At 45.0% G+C, this 19,085-nt stretch carries 11 protein-coding genes and 2 pseudogenes; 6 read left to right on the plus strand and 7 right to left on the minus strand.

Going from position 1 to position 19,085, the window contains the following annotated elements:
* Positions 1-27: 27 nt before the first annotated feature.
* The 3 genes from phrB to msuE all read right to left on the minus strand — a co-directional run bounded on the left by phrB (position 28) and on the right by msuE (position 3,454).
* Entirely contained in the window at positions 28-1,437 is a 1,410-nt protein-coding gene (phrB, locus tag MTX11_RS04945) for a deoxyribodipyrimidine photo-lyase (RefSeq protein ID WP_243474513.1), read from the minus strand.
* 143 nt (positions 1,438-1,580) lie between these two features.
* Positions 1,581-2,693, minus strand: a complete 1,113-nt coding sequence (sfnG, locus tag MTX11_RS04950) for a dimethylsulfone monooxygenase SfnG (RefSeq protein WP_243474514.1) — start codon at positions 2,691-2,693, stop codon at positions 1,581-1,583.
* 26 nt (positions 2,694-2,719) lie between these two features.
* Positions 2,720-3,454, minus strand: coding sequence for an FMN reductase (gene msuE, locus MTX11_RS04955; RefSeq protein WP_243474515.1), 735 nt, complete (start codon positions 3,452-3,454; stop codon positions 2,720-2,722).
* Between the two features lie 374 nt (positions 3,455-3,828).
* On the opposite strand from msuE, the gene MTX11_RS04960 reads away from it, so the two are divergent.
* Positions 3,829-4,479, plus strand: a complete 651-nt coding sequence (locus MTX11_RS04960) for a response regulator (RefSeq protein WP_243474521.1) — start codon at positions 3,829-3,831, stop codon at positions 4,477-4,479.
* A gap of 89 nt (positions 4,480-4,568) precedes the next feature.
* On the opposite strand, the gene MTX11_RS04965 is transcribed toward MTX11_RS04960, so the two are convergent.
* Complete coding sequence (locus MTX11_RS04965; RefSeq protein WP_004281371.1) at positions 4,569-5,330, minus strand: hypothetical protein; 762 nt, start codon at positions 5,328-5,330, stop codon at positions 4,569-4,571.
* Between the two features lie 410 nt (positions 5,331-5,740).
* Positions 5,741-9,232, minus strand: a complete 3,492-nt coding sequence (locus tag MTX11_RS04970) for a hybrid sensor histidine kinase/response regulator (RefSeq protein ID WP_004729193.1) — start codon at positions 9,230-9,232, stop codon at positions 5,741-5,743.
* Between the two features lie 183 nt (positions 9,233-9,415).
* Here MTX11_RS04970 and MTX11_RS04975 point away from each other — a divergent pair, with 183 nt between their 5' ends.
* The 4 genes from MTX11_RS04975 (at position 9,416) to MTX11_RS04990 (ending at position 14,561) form a co-directional block, all read left to right on the plus strand.
* Positions 9,416-9,748 (plus strand): DUF485 domain-containing protein, encoded by a 333-nt coding sequence (locus MTX11_RS04975; protein ID WP_004281374.1) that lies wholly within the window; start codon positions 9,416-9,418, stop codon positions 9,746-9,748.
* A 1-nt stretch (position 9,749) separates the two neighbouring features.
* Complete coding sequence (locus MTX11_RS04980; RefSeq protein ID WP_243474516.1) at positions 9,750-11,456, plus strand: cation acetate symporter; 1,707 nt, start codon at positions 9,750-9,752, stop codon at positions 11,454-11,456.
* A gap of 245 nt (positions 11,457-11,701) precedes the next feature.
* Positions 11,702-12,415: an ion channel gene (locus MTX11_RS04985; protein ID WP_243474517.1), complete on the plus strand. Its 714-nt coding sequence runs from the start codon at positions 11,702-11,704 to the stop codon at positions 12,413-12,415.
* 175 nt (positions 12,416-12,590) lie between these two features.
* Positions 12,591-14,561, plus strand: coding sequence for a BCCT family transporter (locus MTX11_RS04990; RefSeq protein ID WP_243474518.1), 1,971 nt, complete (start codon positions 12,591-12,593; stop codon positions 14,559-14,561).
* A 68-nt stretch (positions 14,562-14,629) separates the two neighbouring features.
* Here MTX11_RS04990 and omp33-36 read toward each other — a convergent pair whose 3' ends face one another.
* Positions 14,630-15,505 (minus strand): porin Omp33-36, encoded by an 876-nt coding sequence (gene omp33-36 / locus MTX11_RS04995; RefSeq protein ID WP_224217009.1) that lies wholly within the window; start codon positions 15,503-15,505, stop codon positions 14,630-14,632.
* A gap of 1,129 nt (positions 15,506-16,634) precedes the next feature.
* Between omp33-36 and MTX11_RS05000 the strand changes: the two are divergent.
* Positions 16,635-18,340: pseudogene (locus tag MTX11_RS05000) on the plus strand (GGDEF domain-containing protein).
* Positions 18,341-18,462: 122 nt separating this feature from the next.
* Here MTX11_RS05000 and MTX11_RS16665 read toward each other — a convergent pair.
* Positions 18,463-18,963: pseudogene (locus MTX11_RS16665) on the minus strand (AbiJ-NTD4 domain-containing protein); the annotation flags it as partial.
* Positions 18,964-19,085 lie beyond the last annotated feature (122 nt).

A 19,085-nucleotide genomic window follows, 5' to 3' on the forward strand; every position in this document is an offset into this window, starting at 1 on the left:
TTTTATTCGGGATGAAAAAGTTTGGTTTTAAATTTGCTTAAACGCTTCAATCGCTCTTACACGAGAGGCTTTTAAATCCACGATCGGTTTTGGATAATCCAGTTCAAGATCCGGATTTTTGGCATAGGGTTCATGAATAGATTTAGCATCCAGATGCCCCAGTTCCGGCACCCAGCGGCGAATATAATCCCCATTCGGATCAAACTTCTGTGACTGGCTGACCGGATTAAAAATCCGGAAATAGGGTACGGCATCCATGCCAGTCGAAGCACACCATTGCCAGCCGCCATTGTTCGCTGCCAAATCGCCATCAATCAGCTGCTGCATGAACCAGCTTTCTCCCAAGCGCCAGTCTATTAGCAGGTTTTTACACAGGAACATTGCAGTAATCATGCGCACCCGGTTATGCATCCAGCCAGTAGCCTGCATTTGCCGCATGCCGGCATCGACAATCGGAATCCCGGTTTGTCCTTGTTGCCAGGCAGCCAGATCTTCAGGTGCATTGTGCCACTGGATGTTATCGGTATTTTCCTTAAAAGGCCGATGTCTGGATACACGGGGAAAATCAAACAGGGTATGCAGATAAAACTCGCGCCAGAGCAGTTCATCCAGCCAGGTCTGCTGACCGATATCATCAATCTGGAAATAACCGTCCTTAAACAGGATCTGCATACATTGACGGATCGAGAGAATACCGATATTCAGATACGGTGACAGGCGGCTGGTACCATCGACTGCAGGTAGATCTCGCTCGGTTTTATAGTGAGCCATTTTCTCCTCGATAAAATCATCGAGCAGCTCTAAGGCAGCTTGATCCTGCACAGGCCAGAACTGGGCAACATGATCGACCTTATAATCAACTGCAAATTTTCCCAGATCAAAGCTGGTCAGTTGAGCTGGTAATTCAAGCGGATCTTGAGGCTGAATGGCAGGATAGCAGCCCGGTATATCCTTAATCAGTCGCTCATAGCACTTTTTCTTGAATGCGCTATAGACCTGATAGGGCTGATTGGACTGATTGCGGATACTGGTCAGTGGAAACAGGCTGCGATCATGATACAGTTCGACCCGGATCTGCTGCTGTTCCAGCATCTGCTGTACCTGAGCATCACGTTGCAGTTCATTCACGCCCACTTCAATATTGGCATGTAGCGTATCAATCTGCAGTTTTTGGCACAGGCTTCGCATTTCTGCAGGCAGGTCTTGCCATAAGGGAACATTTAAAATGATTAATGGAATATTCAGCTGCGCTAACTGTTGCTTTAAGACGTCGAGGCGGCGCAGATAAAAATCGATTTTAATCCGGGCATCCTGATGCAGCTTCCATTGTTCAGGAGAGAGCACCACCAGTGCTATACAGCTGCCTTGCTGGGTGGCATGCCAGAGCGCGGCATGATCATGAATGCGGAGGTCTTGACGAAACCAGATCAGTTGCATTGTTAAAATTCTTGGAAAGTCGTTAGTGCAGAATTTTAAGGAATTGCTGGTCTCAAACCTAGCCAGACAACAATTTTATCACATAAAAAAATCCCCCAAGCCGAGCCTTGAGGGAGGGAGTCTGCTGAGATTTATTGGAATGATTATACGGGCTCAGCTTCTTCTTGCTGCACAGGCGTTGCCTGTTGTGCTTCAAGCTCACGGACCAAAGGCAGCACCTTCTGGCCAAAATATTCGACTTCTTCAATAAAATGCAGGAAGCCTGACAGAATCAAATCAACGCCCACTTTTTTCAGTTCAATAATCCGTTCAGCAATCTGCTGCGGTGTCCCGATCAGATTGGTGCGGAACCCGTCATTGTATTGCACCAGATCTTCAAAGGTGGATTGGGCCCAGTTGCCTTCACCTTCCTGACTTGCTGCGCCGGCTTCACGGGTGGCTTCACCAAAAGATTTCACTGCCTGCACATTGGCCTTGCTAATAATTTCCTGCAATACAGCCTGCGCTTCTTCTTCGTTATCCCGTGCAATCACAAAGGCATTTACACCAATTTTCACCGAGTGATTGTTGGCCTTGGCTTTTTCACGAATATCATCGATCTGTTTTTTCAGCTCTTCCGGGGTATTGCCATTGGTGAAGTACCAGTCAGATACGCGAGAAGCCATATCACGTGCTGCCCGGGAACTGCCGCCCTGAAAGATTTCAATATGTGGTTTTTGTAGCGGTTTTGGACTCAAGGTATAGTCTTTAAATTGATAATATTTACCTTCAAAATTAAAGTTATTCTGGGTCCAAACCCCTTTCAGGCTACGGATAAATTCTTCCGAACGGGCATAACGCTCGTCATGCTCCGGCCACTCTTCCCCAATCGCATCAAACTCACCGCGGAACCAGCCACTGACCACATTGATCGCGATCCGGCCATTGCTCAGATGGTCAATCGTCGCCAGTTGTTTTGCAGCCAGTGCCGGCTTCCATGGACCCGGCAGAATCGCGGCAATGACTTTCAGGCGTTCAGTTTTGGCCAGAATGCCATGACTGAAGCTGACCGATTCATGCTGGTTTTCTGCGTTATAGCCGGCAGTAAAACGGATCTGGGTCAGGGCATAATCAAAGCCTGCCTGTTCAGCGGTTTGTGCCAGACGCACGTTATAGTCATAGCTCCAGTCGGTGCGCTGCTCGATATTACTAACCACCAGGCCACCACTGACATTCGGCACCCAATAGGCAAATACGATATTTTTATCATTCGACATATTCATCACCCTCTGCAATGCTGTGTTCAAGCCACTTGAGTCTTTGGTGCTTTCTTGCTGTGCAAGCGCGATTCTGCGGCATCCAGGCTCGGCACGGCTGCTGAAGGCAGCACTTCTTCCTGTTCGATCTGCTTGTTAATGCCCAGATTTTGAATCGCTTGAATGGTTTTTTCTTTAACGACTTCAGCACGTTGTCCCTTGGCTGGTGCCCATTCAAGAATCGGCAATGCACGCGCCACAGCCAGGGTAATCCGGTCGCGGAGCAATTCACTGTGAATGGTATATTCAGGGGTGAAATCGCGGTCGGTGGCATAGACCCCAATCGGTAAAGTCTGTGCCTGAAAGAAGCTGAATAAAGGACGCAGTTGATGTTCAAGCACCAGCGCATGACGGTCACTGCCACCAGAAGCTGCCAGTAATACCGGAACATCGACCAGCGCCGTTTGCTCAACAAAGTCAAAGAAATGCTTGAACAGGCCGGTAAATGAAGCGCGGTACACAGGAGTGCCAACAATGAGCGCATCTGCGGCTTCTACTGCTGCCAGATCATTCTGAACGCGTTGCGGCAACTGATTGCGATAAATCGCGCCGCCCAAAAGCGAACCAATTTCACTAAATTTAATGAAATGCACATTGATTGGTGTCGCTTCCCCAAGCTCATCCAGAATGGCCTGAACCAAGGCTTCGGTTTTTGAGGGGTGATTTAAACCGCCAGATACGGCAACAATATTTAAGGGTTTTTGCGCATTAAAATTAGACATATTTAGAACCTGAAAATAGGGTTAATCTCGGAATGACCCTATTAATCCCGATTCAGCGAAGGGCTGTAAAATAACGAAAAGCTGAAAAGTTATCTGATTTTGCGATATACGACAAAGGCCTGATTTTTAAGGAAGGTTTTGTGGGTAAGTGAATGATATTTATATTTATATTGAATAAAGATAAGCTTTTTCAGTGAGGAATAAGTGATATATAAAAAAGTGATGAGAATTAAACAATTATTGCAATAGTGCAAAAATGGGCAATTTTGAAGAAAAACTGCATATTATTTTAAAAATTGTAGTGTCTTGCATATCCTTAACCGGGTTGTATGGTTAGAATAGGGGCTACCGTGCCAAGATCTCTCACGTTGCCTATGAATATTTTAATCGTTGATGATCATCCACTATTTCGTCATGCCTTGATTCAAGCTGTACGTTATAGCCTGCCACAAGCCCAGATTCATGAAACTGCGGCAGTCAATGAATTTTATGAACGTCTAGAAAATGGCCCTGAGCCTGATCTTGTGCTGCTGGATTTAAACCTGCCGGGCGCTTCCGGCTTTTCTGCCCTAGTGCATGTCCGCGCACAATATCCGTCTTTACCGATTATTGTCGTGTCTGCGCATGAAGAAGTCAGCATCATCCAGCGTGCGATCGCGCATGGTGCGATGGGCTATATTCCTAAATCTGCCCACCCAAGCCATATCGGTGAAGCGATTCGTGAAGTGCTAGAAGGTGAAATCTGGTTACCGCCAAATCTGCCGGCCAATATGAATTTTGATCCGCGTGCTGCCGATGAAACGGCTTTGGCAGAACGGATCCAGTCTTTGACGCCACAACAGTTCCGGGTAATGATGATGGTGGCTGAAGGTTTATTAAACAAGCAGATCGCTTATGAGCTGGATGTATCGGAAGCGACGATTAAAGCGCATGTGACGGCAATCTTCCGTAAGCTTGGCGTACAAAACCGGACACAAGCGGTATTGGCCATCAATGCACTGAATATTGAAGACCGCAAAATGTAAGTTCTGCATAGCCGAATTGAAAAAGACCTCCTTGGAGGTCTTTTTTTATGAGCGAAATCTGCAAAAATGAGTGCAAAGGCCTGAGTCAGCTAGGCGATATAATCCTGTTTGCGGGTGAAATCATCACAAAACAAAGGATTTAAGGCACATTGCAATTCATCAATCTGCTCTTCGGTGACATAACCTTTCGACTTCAGATATTCCGCCACGCGATCATCACGCAGACTCAGGAAAGTCGCATCATAAACACCGAGATCGACAAACAGCGCCGCAGTTTCCAGACTGTTAAAACGGTCCAGATAAACTTCATTGTCATACATCAGGAAGACATGTTCGTCGCGCGTATTCGGATCGACATGTAAACGCTGCGCCAGCTCATGTGGACAGGTTTTAATAAATAACAGATCAGACAGCTCATCAAACTGGCTAGTGTCTAGGCAATCTTCTTCATTTTTGACCTTACCTAGCCAAGCTTTAAAGACCAGTACTGCACCACCACGCAGCAACATACTCCAGATCTGATGACGGGTTTTTGCCGGAAGATCCTCTGTTTCAGCTTCTAAAGACTGAATCAGCTTGTCTTCCTGTTCAGCAATCTTTTCAAATAGACCCAGACCTTGCGGCTTGTAGGCATAAGGTTCAAAGACATCAAAATGTAATTCATCAAAGACTTGCAGTGCCAGAGGGACTGCACTCTGATACAGCGTCTCCAGTGCCTGATACTGGGCATCATTCAGCTTGCTGTATTTAAAGATCTGTGCCCAGTCAATACTTGGCAATAAGGCATTGGCGCCATATTGACGGTGAAACTGCTGGGTCTGATTCAGGCCCTGGTTTTGATCTATGTTCATGTGAAGAACTCCGATATGCAGAAATAGATCAGCGACCAAAAAAATTAAGGCTACATGAGATGGAAACTGATCGTTTCTTATTCCTCTATTTTTAGAGCCAAGTACAAGGGATAAAAATACGACTAAAGTTATAGTAGTGGAAAATTACTCTTTAATTTTTATTAAAAACAATAAGATAATTAATTGTAACTAAGTGTACACATGTACATTAATACATTCGTCAGTTTTTGCCATAGTGAATTAAAAAATGAGCATTTTGGTCAATTTATTCAGCTGTATTTTCGGCATATTTGCTGCTTTTAGCACATTAGAATAAATTTTATGCAAGCTAGGTAAGTTTATGTGGCAGTTGAGTATAAAAAATGCCCATTTCAGGGTGTGAAATGGGCATTGATCAGATCGTTATCTACTTAGGAGTCGGAAATTTTCAGTCCAGATAACCATGAACGTAATGAGGCCGGTTTCAGCGGTTTTTTCAGCAGAACAATGTTTAGCTCTTTTAGACGTTGCGGCAATTCCGGATCGGAATCGGCGGTAATCAACGCGACCGGAATATCCTTCGAACGATGTTCCAGAATGAAATCCAGACCGATCTTGTCCTGATTCAGATGTTGATCCACCAGCCAGACCTGAATATTTTCCTGCTGAATCAGCATGGCTGCTTGTTCAGGTTCAGTGGCTTTAAACACCTGATAACCCCATTTGGTCAATAAGGTCGACATGCCTTCCAGAATGGTTTCATCATTATCCAGACATAGAATCTTAAAGGCTTTGCTCTTTAAAGGTACGGCCTGAACCGGTGCTGCGACCACTTTCGGTGCTTCGATCACAGGCACTTCAATCATAAAGCAGGAACCTTTACCCAGCGCAGAAGACACATGTACCGGATAGTCCAGCATGCTGGTCATGCGTTGTACGATCGCCAAACCTAGGCCCAGACCCTGTTCACCCCAAGGCGAGGTGTGGCCGCAACGTTCAAATTCCTGAAACAGTTTGATGCGCTGTTCTTCGGCAATGCCCGGGCCAGTATCCCAGACGCCAATACGGATATGATTCGGTCTGCTGCTCGAACGTAATACACCGACCACCACTTTACCTCTGGCAGTATAACGCAACGCATTGCTGACAAAGTTCTGGATAATGCGGCGAATCCATTGTGGATCGGTATCAATCCAGAACTGTGCATCATGCACACTGAACTTGATACCACGCTGTGCAGCGATGGATTTGAACTGGAGTTCCAGATCGCTGAGCAGGTCATGCAGCGGATAAGCCTGACGTTTCGGCTGAATGGTGCCGCCTTCCAGTCGGGCAATATCCAGCAGGGCAGACAACATGCTTTCTGCACCATGCAAAGCACGATCCAGTTGTTGTAAGGTCTTGCGGTCTTCATCATTCTGCACGCTTTGTTCGAGTGCGGTACTGAACAGGCGCGCGGCATGCATTGGCTGCAACAGGTCATGACTGGCGGCTGCAATGAAGCGGCTTTTTGACATATTGGCCTTATCGGCCTGTTCACGCGCCAGTTGCTGCTCGGACAATGCATCGGCCAGCTGCTGGGTACGGTCCTGAACGCGGGCTTCAAGCACGGCTTCATTTTCACGGAAGGCAGTAATATCGGCGAAAGTGGTAACGAACCCGCCGCCTTCGATCGGATTGCCGCGCATCTGAATGACGCGGCCATCTTTACGAATCCGTTCAAATTCATGGGCACTGCCGACCTGCATCCAGTGAATCCGTTTCCGTACATGTTCTTCAACCGAGCCCGGGCCACATTCACCACGTTCAGCATTATAACGGATCAGGTCTGCGATTGGACAACCGACATAGACAATATCGGTCGGATAATCGAACAGTTTCAGATACTGATTGTTCCATGCGACCAGACACATGTTTTCATCGACTACGCTGACCCCTTGGGTCATGTGATCAATCATGGTCATGATCAGGTTCTGATTAAAGCGTTGCCATTGCGAGGCCTGATCGAGAATATTGGCGACTTGACCCAATGCCAAACCATTGTTGACCATTGCCGTAGTCAGTAGGGTACGTGCCGAAGCGGCCCCGATAGTTCCGGCCAGATACTGTTCGGTGAAACGCCACCACATGCCATTGGCACTGCTGTTTTCATTCAGCTCAACACTGTTTTGGGTGCAGAACTGCTGGAAAGCGCGTGTGGTTGGGCCTTCGCCGGTAATGCGTTTAGCTAGGGTAATCAGATCACCGACTTTTAAACGGGCGACATCCTGATGCGAATAGCTGACCTCGTTAGAAGGACTCTGCGAGGGTAGTGGCTTGGTTTCATAATAGAAGAAACTTTCGGCTTGAATCTGTTCGGCAATACTCGGACGGAAAATACGGGAAATCCAGATATACAGCAGGGTATTTAAGCCCAGTGCCCAAACTACGCCATGGGTCAGTGGATCAAAAGACTCAAAACCGATCAGGGCTTCCGGTCTTAACCAGTTCCAGCCAAAAGGCCCTTGATTCAGCAAGCTTTGGCTAAAGCTGCTATAGGCTTCTGGCAGGCTTCGCAAAATGGTTGGAAACAGCAGGGTATAAGCCCACAAGGCAAAACCGGTCAGGAGTCCAGCATAGACACCCTGTTTACTACCGCCACGCCAGTACAGGCCACCGATCAGGGCAGGGGCGAATTGTGCCACCGCACTAAATGCCAACAGACCAAAAACCGACAACTGGTCAATATCATTAAAGAAATTGAAGAACAGGAAGCCCATCAACATCACGCCCAGAATACAGACCCGGCGGGTAAATTTCAGCACCAGCGGCAAGCGTTTGTCATGCCGGGAAATCAGCTTTAAACGCCACAACGCCGGCATGATCAGGTCATTGCTGAGCATGATTGACAGTGCCACGGAAGACACCAGTAGCATCCCGGTAGAGGCAGAGAAACCACCCAGAAATGCCAATAAGGTCAACCAGTCCTGATTATAGCTAAGTGGTAAGGACAGGACCGCCACATCCGGAATGGCCAGATATTGCGGTGCAGCATGTAGCGCCCAGCTGGCAATTGGAATAATCGCCAAGGTAGTCAGAATCAAATAAACTGCAAACCAACGCCGCGCACCACGAATATGTTTTTCATCACGTAGCTCAACCACAGCTACATGGAACTGACGCGGCAGGCAGATAATGGCCAGTGCCGCGAGCAGGGTCTGAATCCAGAAACTTTGTGGCACGCCAAACAGTTGTACATCATGAAAAGTAGTGCTGATATCGCTACTGATCTGTGCCAGATTTTCTGGTGCTTCAAACATAAAGAAACAGGCAACTGCCAGCAGGGCGAAGAGTTTGACAAAAGACTCAAATGCCACGGCCAGCATCAGGCCGCCATGCTGTTCAGTATTGGCAATCTGCCGGGTACCAAACATCATCGCCAGTATTGCCAGAACCCCGGTCAGAAACAGTACGCCATTGGTCGTGCCGGTTACACCTGCGGAAGGCTCCAGAATGACGGCGGCACTCAGGGCAATCGCACGTAACTGTAAGGCCAGATAAGGCACAATCGCCACCACCGCCAGAATGGTCACCAGCGAGGCGAGGGGACCACTTTTACCATAGCGTGCTGCGACAAAGTCAGCGATCGAAGAAATGGCATGATGCTGTCTCACTCGTCCCAGACGGCGCCAGATGTCATAGCCGACAGCAACAAAGAGCAGCGGACCCAGATAGATCGGCAGGAAAATAATGCCTTCACGTACCGCAGCACCCGTGGCGCCGTAAAAGGTCCAGGAGGAGCAGTACACTCCTAAAGTTAAACTAAACAATAGCATGCGCCCACGGGTACTCAGCCGGCTGGCATGTTTTTCCCCGTAGAAAGCGCAGATAAAGAGTAATGCGATATAGAGGGCGAGTACCCCTATGATGAGCCAACTGTTCATATAGCCTGATGTGTACTGAGCATGCCGCTATGATAACGCATCGTGAACGCTACAGTTTAAATTGATCATTTTTTAACGACCAAAGTCTAAATTACAAGCACCTACGATTATTGTTAACTTGCAACAGTGATAATTCGAATTAAAAAATAGGCAGCCCAAGGTTGGGCTACAGGAGTAGTAATTATGGATGAGGTACAAGTAGATCGTATTCTACAAAATCCAAAATTCAAGGAAATGGTCCGCAAGAAAAGTATGCTCAGCTGGACGTTGACCGGCATTATGCTATTTGTCTATGTGGGTTTCATGTTGCTGGTTGGTTATAACAAAGAATTTCTATTGTCTTCAATTTCAGGTGGTGTGACCACGTGGGGTATTCCACTTGGTCTGGGTATCATTGTCCTGTCGTTTATCTTGTGTGGTGTGTATTCCTACATTGCCAATAACAAACTTGATCAATTGACTGAAGAAGCAATCCGTGAAGTCGAAGCGATTGCTCATGAAAAAGGACACCACTAAGATGAAATGGAATTCTCTTATTGCTCTTGCTGCAACTGCAATGGCCTCAGGTATGGCTTTCGCTGGTCCTGATCTGGGTGCAGCAGAACAGCAGGCGACCAACTGGCACGCGATTATCATGTTTGTGGTTTTCGTCGGTGCAACACTGTTCATTACCAAATGGGCAGCGAAACAAACCACCAGCACCACAGATTTCTATACGGCCGGTGGCGGTATTTCTGGTTTCCAGAATGGCCTGGCGATTGCCGGTGACTATATGTCAGCAGCATCATTCCTGGGTATTTCCGCGATGGTGTTCCTGTCAGGCTTTGATGGCTTGCTGTATTCACTGGGCTTTATGGTCGGTTGGCCGATCGTATTGTTCCTGGTGGCAGAACGTCTGCGTAACCTGGGTAAATACAACCTGTCAGACGTAGTATCTTTCCGCTTGCAGGAAAAACCGGTACGTACCTTGGCCGCTTTAAGCTCGCTGGTTGTGGTTGCGTTTTACCTGATTGCACAGATGGTGGGTGCAGGTCAGCTGATCAAACTTCTATTCGGTCTGAACTATAACATTGCAGTCGTGATCGTTGGCTTGCTGATGATGGCCTACGTAATTTTCGGCGGTATGTTGGCGACCACTTGGGTACAGATCATCAAGGCGGTAATGTTGCTGTCTGGTGCGACCTTTATGGCATTCATGGTCATGAAAGGCGTGGGCTTCAGCTTTACCAACATGTTTGAACAGGCGATTGGTGTTTATTCAAAAGTGCATGACTTGAGCCTGACAGATGCGACCAAGATCATGGGTCCGGGTAGTCTGGCGTCTAATCCGATTGATGCAATCTCTTTAGGTCTGGCATTGATGTTTGGTACAGCAGGTCTGCCACATATCCTGATGCGTTTCTTCACGGTAAAAGATGCCAAAGAAGCGCGTAAATCAGTCGTGGTTGCTACAGGCTTTATTGGTTATTTCTACCTGCTCACCTTCATCATTGGTTTCGGTGCGATTCTGTATGTATCGAACAACCCGCAATTCCTTGATGTTGCGAAAATGGCAGTGACTGGCAAGCTGGAGCTGGTCGGTGGTAATAACATGGCGGCGGTGCACCTGTCTGATGCAGTGGGCGGTGACCTGTTCATGGGCTTCATTTCTGCAGTTGCATTTGCCACGATTCTTGCAGTCGTTGCTGGTTTGACCCTGTCAGGTGCTTCAGCAATTTCGCATGACTTGTATGCCAACGTGTTGAAGAAAGGCCAAACCACGCCTGAATCTGAACTACGTATGTCTAAAATTGCGACTTTAGGTCTTGCGATCTTCGCGATGATTCTCGGGATTCTGTTCGAGAAACAAAACGTAGCCTTCATGGTCGGTCTGGCATTCTCGGTTGCGGCATGTGCCAACTTCCCGGTACTGGTATTGTCTATGTTCTGGAAAGGTTTGACGACACGTGGTGCAGTTATTGGTGGTGTTGCCGGTCTGGTAACCGCAGTAACCTTGATTGTGCTGTCTAAAGCAGTATGGGTCGATACTTTGGGTATTTCTGATACGCCAGTGAACCCGTTCAATGGTCCTGCAATCTTCGCGATGCCATTGTCATTCTTGTGCTGCTGGTTGTTCTCTGTGACGGATAATTCGGCACAGGCTCAGGCAGAACGCAAAGCCTTTGATGCCCAGTTTGTACGTTCACAAACCGGTATTGGTATCTCAGGCGCATCGGATCACTAAGATCTGCGCTACGCTAAAAAAGCCCCGTCAGGGGCTTTTTTTATGGAGATATAATCAAGCTTTCTCTTTAGCATAAACGCCGTATTGAATTGAGATGGCTGGATTTGTGCAGCGTTATTTCAGTAATTTTCATACAAATCGCATATCTGCAAGCGGATTTAAGCGTGCTATGTTAAAAGCTGCTAACAATAACAATGTGTTCCCTACATGACGATAGTAACAAGAAGAGCAACAAGAAGGGCATTATGAAGCAATCTCTGCAACAGTTCTGGAACAGCTTTACCCATTTGCCTTCGGCATGGCTGTTGTGCCTGCAATTGCTGATCCTGATCTTGTCGGTATTGAGTTATGAAAGCGTGTCTTATCGGGCGGGAACCTGGGTGCTGGGTGTTCTGGTTTTGCTGGTGATTGCCAGAGTCATTCGCCAGACTCCAATGTTTACCATTTTAGGACTTAGCTTTGTCGCCGGTGCGATTTTCTTTTCCTCTCTGATTGTGCTGGGACTGCGTTATACCTGGATCCATGTCACCGCCAACCTGTTTGAAGCTGGTGCTTATTTTAGTGCAGCCTATGGCCTACTGCGTTATATGTTTCATGACCGTTATCTGACCAAGGATGAACTCTTTGCCGCTGGCGCAGTATTTACCTTACTGGCCTGGGGCTTTGCTTTTCTCTACAGTATCTGCCAGCTTCTGGTGCCATACAGCTTTTCAGACCCTGATTTACAAGCCTATCAACCCTGGCTGGATCTGATTTTTCTCAGTTTCAGTGTACAGTCTGCAACAGGACTGTCCGATATCATGCCGGTCAGTCCGGTCGCACGGATGTTAGCGATTATTCAGATGTTTGTCGGGGTGATGTATCTGGCGCTGATTGTATCCCGCTTAATTGCCTTGCAATATATCGCACGTCTACCTCATAAAAAGAACGTGAAAAATAGAGAAAACCCGCCTGAGTAATGAAGTTCATCCTTTTATTGTATTGGTTACAGTAACTTAACGGCTTTATTTTGTGTCACATCCTAAAATAGCAGGAGATCTAGCTTCCATAGACTGAATCTGTCTGATCATTTTGACCTTACCAATAATTATTTGACGCTGTTTGTCGATCCAATTTTTAAAAAATGGAGGAGGTATGCCTTCCACAAAACCATCCTGGTTTGCCAATATCAATCCAAATGTTTTTATTAGTACTGTCGCCATTATTGCGATATTTTTAGCGTTGGTCGTATTTGCACCCGATGCTTTTTCAGTTTTCACCCAGCAACTGAACCAGTGGATTACCACCTCCTTTAGCTGGTTCTATGTATTGTCGGTGGCGATATTTCTCATCCTTCTGGTTTATATTGCCCTATCGGATATGGGCAAAATCAAACTGGGACCCGACCATAGCCAGCCGAAATATAGCAGTGCCTCCTGGTTTGCGATGTTATTCACCGCAGGAATGGGGATTGGACTGATGTTCTTTGGCGTGGCCGAACCGGTGATGCATTATGTCACGCCACCTGCCGGTGAACCGGAAACTGTACTGGCTGCACAACAATCTATGCGGGTCACCTTTTTCCACTGGGGCTTACATGCCTGGGCTATTTATACGCTTGTTGGCCTATCCTTGGCTTATTTTGCTTACCGGCATCAATTGCCTTTAAAAATCCGTTCGGCCTTGTATCCACTGATTGGTCAAAAGATCTATGGTCCGATTGGAGATGGCGTCGATACCTTTGCCACCATTGGTACGGTATTTGGTGTGGCCACCACGCTTGGTTTCGGGGTGACCCAAATCAATTCAGGTTTGAACTATTTGTTTGGCATTGAACAGGCACCCAGTACTCAGATCATTTTGATTATTGTGGTCAGTGCCATGGCGGCGACTTCCGTATTTTTTGGATTAGACAAAGGAATTAAACGTTTATCTGAACTAAATTTGGTACTTGCACTGCTGTTGCTGATTTTTGTCTTTGTGGCAGGTCCGAGTATTTATCTGTTACAGACAACTATTCAGAATGCCGGCCAGTATGTCTCTAATCTGTTTAGTATGACCTTTAATCTGTATGCCTACCAGCCAAGTGGCTGGATTGGGGGCTGGACCATCATGTACTGGGCCTGGTGGATTTCCTGGTCGCCATTTGTCGGGATGTTCATTGCCCGGGTCTCGGAAGGGCGCAGTATTCGTGAATTTATCGTGGGTGTATTGCTGATTCCGACCGGATTTACCCTGATCTGGATGGGTTTTATGGGCAATGCCGCGCTGTATAGCATTATGCATGAAGCCAATACCAGCTTGCTAGAAGCAGTTCAGCGTGATTCATCTGTGGCTCTATTCGAATTTTTAGCTAATCTGCCTTTTAGCTCAGTAACCAGTATCATTGCGACTTTACTAGTGATGCTGTTCTTTGTGACTTCTGCCGATTCAGGGGCATTGGTGACTGATTATCTGACAGCAAAAAGTGAAAATTCACCGACCTGGCAGCGTCTATTCTGGACCGTGCTCATGGCTTTGTTAGCCATCATCCTCTTGCTGGCGGGTGGCTTAGAAGCCTTGCAATCGGCCACGATAATGAGCGCCTTGCCATTTACCTTCATTATGCTGCTGATGTGCTGGGGATTAATCAAAGCCTTACATCTGGATGTTACCAAAATGCATGCGCTGCAAGCCGCACGGATTACCCCGCGTGCGATCCAGAATCCGCGCAGCTGGCAACAGCGATTAGGCCTGATTATGCATTATCCGCACACTCAGGAAGAGGTGCAGCAGTATATTCACAATACAGTGAATAAGGCATTTCTCAGCTTTCAAAGTGAATTGAAACGGCGCCGATTACACGTGGTGATTAGCCCGCTAGAAGACGGTATACAGCTCCGTGTTGATCATCAGGATGAAATTAATTTTATCTATCAGGTCAATGCCACCCAGACTTTAAGTCCAAGCTTTATGTCTGAACTGGAGAATGCGAGCGTAGATTCCTATCAGGCAGAAGTCTTTTTAAGAGAAGGTGGGCAGGGTTATGATGTGATGGAGTGGACGCAAGAAGATCTATTGCAGGACATCATTGACCAATATGAACGTCATTTGCACTTCTTAAGTCTGGTACGTACACCTGAGTAAACGAAGTCATAAAACAATAAAAAAGGACGCAATATGCGTCCTTTTTTGATTCAGAATCTAATCAGAAATTAGAAACGGAATTTGGCATTTACACCAATCGTTTGTGTATCCAGTGCTTGGCCTTCAGCATTTGCATTTACATAAGATGCGCCAACTGCAACAGCAGGAGTGATGAAGTAGTTTACGTTCGCGCCCCAAGCTTTGTCTGGAGAACCAGCAAAGCTAGATTCCATATAAGATGCGCCAACGCTTAACTGTGGGTTAAGGAAAAGAGTTGTACCTAAGTTGTAGGCAGTATCTTCACCATAAACCAGGCCACTTTCAAAACCAATTGACATGTTAGTACCGTCAATCGCGCCTACATATTTAGTGCGGGCAGTGATTGCGTCTTGGTCTTCATTGATTGTGCCAGATTCAAGAGCAGCTTTAGCAACACCGTTGTTAAACATGTTGAAAGCATCATAAGAAGTTTGGTCAGCAACGCTGGTATAACCCACAGCAACCAAGAAGTTAGGGATTAGTAATGCACCTAGTTCTAATGCATAACGGTCACCATTGCCGTCTACGTCGCCCGCTTTGTTATCCGCGATGGTATGGCTATAAGAAGCGCTTGCATAAGCAGGAACAACGTTAGTCGGGATATACGCTTCACCTTTTACACCGAAAGTATGGTGCACAGTGCGATCACCAAATTCTTGTCCGTCTTCGCCGTATGTATAAGCAGCAGAAACATTAGATGCTTGGTTTAAAAAAGCAGCTTCAGCTAAAGGACCTTTAGAAGCATCAACATTGTTGAAGTAGTAAGTACCTTGAACTGCACCAGTGAAGTCTTGTTCATTTGCAGTGTTGTCGATGAACTCTGACTGACCTTGAACTTCAAATTGATATGCTTGAGCACCGGTCATGGCTAATAATAAAGCAGTGGCTAAACCGAGTTTTTTCATGATATTTACCGTTTTGTTACAAGATGTGTACAGCTTTGGAACACATTGTATTGTGACAATTTATTAAGTCAATCCAATTCGAAATCGATATTTTTTAAGCTAAATCTTTGTATTAATTTTGTGTAAAATTCAAGTATCAGGCTCGGAAGCCATTTTAGATAAAAACTCTTGTATAACAAAAATCTAGAATTTAAATATAGATTTTGACTAAAAGTTAAAGAGAAATTGTGTGGTTATTTAAATCACTTAATACGATCAATTATAATATAATAATCTATTAAAACAATTAATAATCGGTGAGCTAATTCATAAATGTGTCAAGAAGTGCAAGATGTCTGGCGCAACATGTCTTGACTGGATTGCTTAATTTTAAAGCATCATCAGCTTGGATCTTAGAATAGGTGTCTGTTTTTTGAGCTAAATGGGCATGTTTTATAATCTTGACTGGAGCAATCGGCTTTACATTTTGAGGGGAATTTTACATAATATGAAAATCAAGTTAGAGTTCACACTTTTATAGTGATTTAGCCTGATTCTCCACAATTTTTTGTTTTATCGCCCAGCTTTCCCCAAGGTTGGGCTTTTTTTTTGTCCAGTATTTTTTATTTCGGATCATTCCGTTTCTGAAAAACCTTTAATTAAAAAAGATCATAAGAAGAAATATTATAATAATTTTAAGCACCAAAATAGTGCATATTAAAAAGTAAAAATGTAGGTCTAAAATTCAATAGCTAAAAAAAACCCCAATTTTCATAGAAAATCGGGGTTTTTTCGCCAAAATTTGCGGGTAAACTAAAATATCTGCTGAGGAATAATTTAACTCGCCCTAATGCGGTGCATTATGCACCTATTTGTTGCAGGTGTAAATAGTGCAGAAAGCAAGTTTTTATATTTTTTTAGCTGCTTAAATTCCCTTGTTTTTGTAAGAGTTTATAGGGAATTGTAGTCATGAAACCCTGCATTAACATTTTAAATAAACCAACTTAAGTATCTGAAAAATAATAGATGATAAAAATTCATTAAAAACATAAGTGAAGTAAGACTAAAGGCTTTAAGACCATCCTGTTTTATTTGTATAATAATCAATCTATTTAGCTTTGCTTGTCATATTGGGGCGTAATACAACAGCATGAATACCTTACGCTCTGAGTGGATCAGTAAACGTTTGTACTGGTCAATGTCGATTATTATTTTATGTTTGCTTTGCATCTGTATTCCCTTAATTGTGAGTAGCAGTCAAAGTTATTTAAAATCCAGACAAACCTATCAACAATTGAATGCCTTACAGCAGGTCGCTGATCTGGCAAATAAAATTTCGCGTGAGCGTGCGCCTGCCAATAAAGCCATGTCCAGTTCGGTGCAGGAATTTGCCCAGCATCAGCAAGAGCTAATCAGCTACCGTCAACAGGTGGATCGGCAGCTCTCCCAGACGGCTGATGTCTTGACGGAGGTCGGTTTTAACAACCTGAGTCAGCAACTTTCACAGCTTGAAATCAGCCTGAAAAAAGGACGTGCACAGGTTGATGCTTATACCCGGATGCCACGTCAGCAACGTAGTGCACAAGAACTTGATCAGGCGATTCTGGCCATGTTTGCTGCCTGGGAAAGTTGTCGTGAACTTTTACGTGACGTGGCGGTGGCTTCAGATAGCTCATCGACCCCTCTGAATAACTATATTAGCCAGATTCTATTTTTATCAGATTTACGTGATCAGGCGGGGCGGGTTGCCTCGTCTATCATGGCGCATGTGACTTTTGAAGCGCCGCTTCCCACTGAAAATATTACCCGCTCTTTACAGACCCAACATCAGGTGGTTATTTGTGGGCCTTGATTGATACCATTCAACCTGCTCAAGATAAAACAGAGGAATTCGTCCGTTTACATCGACGGGTAGAAACCGAGTTTATTCAGCAGGGCTTACCCATTGTGAGTGAGCTGATCAGTGACAGTCTGGAACAACGTGACTACCGTTTGAGCGGAACAGAGCTGACTGAAGCGATCGTAGATAAATTTGCGACTGTGATAGATCTGCAAACTTACCTGCTGCAATACAGCAGAGATGCCGCTATTCAAGAAATGAACAGCAATATGCAGCGTTTGATCTGGAGCGTGTTGGTATCGCTGATTTCATTACTGACCGCGATTTCCACCATGATTTTTGCACGTAAACAGGTATTCCTGCCGCTGATTCAGGCACGCCGCATGTTGTTGAGTTTGTCTAAAAACTCGGGTCGTCAGAAAATTGATATGCGGCTACGTGAAGTGAATCATTCAGATTCTTTATTTGCGGCCATTCAGAAATTGCAAAAAATGTTGCAAGAACGTGATGCGCTAGAATTTCGTTTAAAGAATATTGCCCATTCCGATTCTTTGACCGGATTATCCAACCGTTTCGCGCTAGAAGAATATATTCGTTTTATGGAAAATCAGCCGGGTCAATTGAGCCAAACCTGTTTGATGATTATTGATATTGATCATTTTAAACAGGTGAATGATCAATATGGGCATATTATTGGCGATCAGGTGATTCAGCTGGTGGCCGAGCGTTTAAAGGCCAATGTCCGTGCTACAGATTTGCTGGTACGTTATGGGGGCGATGAATTTCTGGTGCTGATTGAAAATATCCAGATGCAGCAGGCATTGATTGTGGCCGATAACATTCGGGCTGAAGTGGCTGAGCGTCATATTGTGACTGCAGCAGGAGACGAGATTCAGATTTCGGTCAGTATTGGGGTTGCCATTGGTGCCGTGTCCTGGATGGCTTTATTGTCAAATGCAGATGATGCTTTGTTTGCAGCAAAGGCCAAAGGACGTAATGCGGTGGCAGAGGTTTAGTTCAAAAGACTGTTTTCTCTACTTTTGAACTGCACAAAAGTAGCAAAATGCATTTGTTCGACTGATGCTAAGTCCCTTTAGCACAGTCGAACGAGCGACATCCGTGTCGCTAGTCATGTGATCTAATTTTGATAATCTTTGGTTTTGTCTATGAGATAGTTAATAAAATTTGTGCAGGCAACAAGCATAAATTTGGCATCGATATAAGAAAGATTTGATTCGTCTAACATTGCATGGCGAATACCATCTGCATCTGATGTATACTCATATAAAGATTTAATACTAGCTTTTAATGCAGGATGTATTGGATATTGTTTTTCAATTTGACCAATTGCATCACCTAAAGTTACTTTGTCTTTCTTTAATATTTTTTGACACATACCTTCTAATGCCGAAACAGATTCTTTAATTGAATTTCGATAATCAGGATTTTGACGATCAGACATCAGTTTTAAGGCTTGATTAAGATGTTGTTGCACACCTAAATAAGAATTGGCTTGTTCTAAAGCATTTTCTATGGATTAGATTTCTTGTTAAGATGTTATTTCTGTAACTCTATAATTAATTATTCTATACACAGAATTTTCAATTTCTAAACAAGAATTTATTAAAGTAGTAAAAATTTCTTTCTCATCGAGATCGAAAGGAAAATAATCCAAAAATGGGTGGTGTTTTAAAAAGTATGCTGACATTAAATGAAGCCATTATTGATGTAAAAGAAGGTTAAGTCGAAGGCTTTAAAATG

The sequence above is a fragment of the Acinetobacter lwoffii genome (genome assembly GCF_022809915.1).
GTDB lineage: Bacteria > Pseudomonadota > Gammaproteobacteria > Pseudomonadales > Moraxellaceae > Acinetobacter > Acinetobacter lwoffii_M.